General features: G+C 70.5%; 3 protein-coding genes and 1 pseudogene. 2 read left to right on the top strand and 2 right to left on the bottom strand.

The genetic code is table 11. The features are described 5' to 3' along the window. Positions 1-1,131: pseudogene (locus FV222_RS21975) on the bottom strand (DEAD/DEAH box helicase); the annotation flags it as partial. Positions 1,132-1,699: 568 nt separating this feature from the next. Here FV222_RS21975 and FV222_RS21970 point away from each other — a divergent pair. Next, positions 1,700-1,936: a hypothetical protein gene (locus FV222_RS21970; RefSeq protein ID WP_147815635.1), complete on the top strand. Its 237-nt coding sequence runs from the start codon at positions 1,700-1,702 to the stop codon at positions 1,934-1,936. Between the two features lie 4 nt (positions 1,937-1,940). Further along, on the top strand, positions 1,941-2,120 hold the full coding sequence (locus tag FV222_RS21965; protein ID WP_147815634.1) for a DUF2934 domain-containing protein: 180 nt from the start codon (positions 1,941-1,943) through the stop codon (positions 2,118-2,120). Positions 2,121-2,151: 31 nt separating this feature from the next. Here the strand turns inward: FV222_RS21965 and FV222_RS21960 are convergent, their stop codons facing one another. Continuing rightward, on the bottom strand, positions 2,152-2,679 hold the full coding sequence (locus FV222_RS21960) for a response regulator (RefSeq protein ID WP_246685594.1): 528 nt from the start codon (positions 2,677-2,679) through the stop codon (positions 2,152-2,154). Between the last annotated feature and the right edge of the window lie 217 nt (positions 2,680-2,896).

The following is a 2,896-nucleotide window of genomic DNA, read 5'->3' as shown; positions in this document are numbered from 1 at the left end:
GCTGTCGATCAGGCGCACGGCGCGGTCGGCCACGGCGGAGGCCTCGCGCACGAGCCGGCGCAGGGGTAGGCTCGGGCCGGCGAGCACGATCCGCCGCCCGGCCTTCAGCTGCGCGCGCAACAGTTTGGCAAAGGCAGCTGCCGGGCGTGCGGCGCCCGCGAGCCCCGACAGGCCGACATCCTCGGCGGCCGCATGCGTGGCGGCCATGATCGTGCGGGCCGAGACGGCGCGCGTCCACACCGCGTGCGAGAGGTAGAGGTCGTCCCCGCGCCCGGCCGCACCGTTGCGGCTCCCCTTGCCGGCGCCGCGCAGGGCGCGTGCCTCGTCGATCTGCTCGAAGAAGGCGGCGGCCCGCACTGAGGCGCCCTCCTCGACCACGAGCCCGGCGTCGGGCAGGTAGTCGAGCGGCGCGACGAGGTTCGGGTAGAAGCGCGCCAGGGCGTGCTCCTGGCCGGTGAAGGGGCGCAGGCGATCCTCCGAGCCCTCCGCCAGGACGATCTCGGTGGCAGGGTCGATCACCAGCCGGCCGGCGTTGCCGACCGAACGCTGCGTAATCGGATCATAGACCCGGATCGCGGTGACGCGACCGTCCGCGTGCTCGATGCGGGACGGGCGCGACGCGTCGGCGGGGAACACCTCGATGGTGCGGCCGCGGATCGCGACCTCGCCCGGCTCGTCGACCCGCTCGTCGACGACGTAGCCGAGGTGGACCAGGGTGGCGGTGATCGCCTCCGGATCGATCCGGTCGCCGGCCGCGAGCGACACGTGCGCGTCGACCCAGGTCTCGCGCGGCGGGACGCGCTGCGCCAGCGCAGGCCCAGTGGTGATGACGAAGTCGGGCGGAGAGGCATCCGTGCTCAACCGGCGCAGGACGGCGGCGCGCAGGCCCATCGTCGCCCGGGAGGGCGAGGCGTGGTCCAGCGGCAGGCAGTCCCATTCCGGGTAGACCAAGATTTCGGCCGCAGGCGCCAGCGTACGCAGGACCTGGGCGAGCTCGTCGAGGCGCCGAGCATCGCGCGCCACGTGCACCACCGGCTTGGCGGATGCCCGGCGCCCCGACCCGGCCTGTGCCGCGATGTCGAGGAGCGAAACGGCCAGCGCCCCGATCGGGACCAGGGGCGCATCCTCCATCGGCGCGGGGCTCCGCTCGGCAGCCTTTCGTCGACGCTCGGCCATTCGTGACTCCGTCCTCAACCCTTGGACTCGGCAACGCGGTTCGGTTCGCGCCGGTCCCACGGGAAAGCCGGCTATTCACAGATCATGCGTGCGACCTGCGGACGCTCGTCGCCGTGGAAACCGATTCGCGAAGGCGCCGCAGGCCGCGGGCTCTCAAGGCGAGCGAGCTGGGCATTCCGGCGCCGCATGGACGCATCGACGCAGCGCGAAAATACTCGGATCGGAGGCGTGCGACGTCCGGCCCCGCGCACGGCCGTATCGTATGTTAGTGCGTGCCGCGCGCGGAGGTGCAGTTCTAGACCATCGCTGACCACGGGACCGGCCGTCAGCGCCTGCGAGACACTCGTGCTCCCGCCGTCCCGGAGCGGCGAAGCCCATGGCATGTTGCGATTTCGACGTTCGAGACGACGGCCCCGCGGCGTATCGCGATGGTGCAAGCGTCCGATCCGGCCGAGGCATCCCGATCATGAGCGCAGGTCGTCCGCCCTCCGCCGAACCCGACGGTCCACCATCCTACCGGGCGATGATGTTCGGCGCGGACGGCCGGATGGTGCTTCAGGCGGTGATCGCGGCCGAAGGCGACGACGACGCGAAGGCGCAGGCCCTGGCGTTGGTGGACGGTCACAGTGTCGACCTGTGGGACCAGCTACGGTTCATCGACCGGTTCGAGCCGGATCCTGCGCCTGCGCAGGTCCGGACCATCAGGGCGCGATCCTCGGATCGCGCAGGAATGCGGCTTTTGCCCAACGAAGATCTGTGAACGCATGGACGACGACGGCCCCATCCCGATCGAAGAGATCCGGCAGCGCGCCTACGACCTGTGGGACCGGCACCACCGCCCCGAGGGGCAGGAAATGCGGTTCTGGGTGCTGGCCGAGCGGGAGCTGAGGGCGGAGCGCCGGAGCCGGCGGGACGGCCCGGCCTCCCAGTCGTCTCAGGGCTGACGGATCGACGCCGGCGCGCCGCGGTCGAGCCTCAAGTCTTGTCCGGTTCGGCGACCGGCGCGGTGACGGCCCCGATGCCGTTGCCGAGTTCCATTCCCGAACGAGGCGGCAACCCGATCGGCAGCATCGGGGCCGCCGAGGGCTCTTCCTTCTCTCGCGAGAGCTCGGCCTCCACTTCCCGGATCACGTCGGCAAAATGGTACGGCTTCCGGAGGAGCCGCGTGCCCGGCGGCAACGCATGCTCGAAATCGCCGCCCGCGCCCGAGGTCACGATGATGCCGATCGCCGGCCAACGGTGGCGAACGAGTTGCGCGAGGGCGACGCCGTCCCCCGCGATGCTGCGCCCGGTGATCAGCACGCGCACGTCGTCGGATCGTTCGAGCACGGACAGCGCCTCGGAGGCGGTGCGGACCTCGATGGTCCGGAAGCCCGCATCCGCCAGCATGTCGGCGGTGACCAGGCTGACGATCTGGTCCGTCTCCACGATGAGGATGGCGACAGGCCCGTCGGCGGCGGTCAAGGAACTTACTCCCAATACCAATCTTGCGGTCGCGGCCATGGGCAGCGACGGGCAATTCGGCGTGACGATCCAGCCGCCCGCGAATTTCGGAGGCTGAAAGCACCACTAACGCAGCGGATGCAAACCTCCTAGGGCCTGTCGTCGCCTGAACAGATTGGCTGGGCTTGCGTTTTCGTCTCTCTGATGGAGGAGGGACGATGCTGAGCGACGCGCAATGGGCTGATCTGGAGCCCCTGGTCGAAGCCTGCCGGCCCAA

This window comes from Methylobacterium sp. WL103, assembly GCF_008039885.1.
In the GTDB taxonomy this organism is placed as follows: Bacteria; Pseudomonadota; Alphaproteobacteria; order Rhizobiales; family Beijerinckiaceae; genus Methylobacterium; species Methylobacterium cerastii.
This window is presented reverse-complemented; position numbering and strand designations above follow the sequence as displayed.